General features: G+C 42.6%; 1 protein-coding gene. It reads left to right on the top strand.

The window, feature by feature from the left end; genetic code table 11:
* On the top strand, window positions 1–554 hold a 554-nt coding region (locus IAE19_RS16465; RefSeq protein WP_413784522.1), incomplete at both ends, for a CAP domain-containing protein.

Genomic DNA, 554 nt, shown 5'->3' with positions numbered 1-554 from the left:
GTTCGTGCCTTGCATGGGTTGCCAAGTATTACATATGACTATGCCCGTGAAGATGAGATGATGCAGACGGCACTGATTCTAGCGGCAAACAACATCTTGACGCATTACCCAGAATTAAACACAGACTGTTATTCAGATATCGGTGCAGCGGGTGCAAGAACCAGTAGTCTGGAAATGGGGATAAGACAGAATAAATATGACTATTCACCTGCCGAAAGCATTATAAATATGGTGCATGACAAATTAAATCTGTTTACAGGAGATGTAGGGCATCGACTCTGGATGCTCAATCCATTCTTACAAAAATCGGCGTATGGTTCAGTTAATGCACCCTCGTTTAAGGATACCCGATTCCCTTATGTGGTCGGGACGTCCTATAAAGTGGTTTATCCCTTCGACAATCCAACCACTGCACCACTCGGTGTGATTGCCTATCCTTACCACAACTATCCAGCTAAATATTATATGGCAGGTTCCATCATCTCTATTTCCATTTTAACCGATCAAAAGAATTTTTTTGCTAATCGAAATGTGGACTACGCCAAAGCCACTGT

The organism is Acinetobacter sp. S40, from assembly GCF_016624705.1.
Lineage (GTDB): Bacteria > Pseudomonadota > Gammaproteobacteria > Pseudomonadales > Moraxellaceae > Acinetobacter.
The sequence above is the reverse complement of the archived record's forward strand: the minus strand, read 5'-3'. Positions and strand labels throughout refer to the sequence as shown.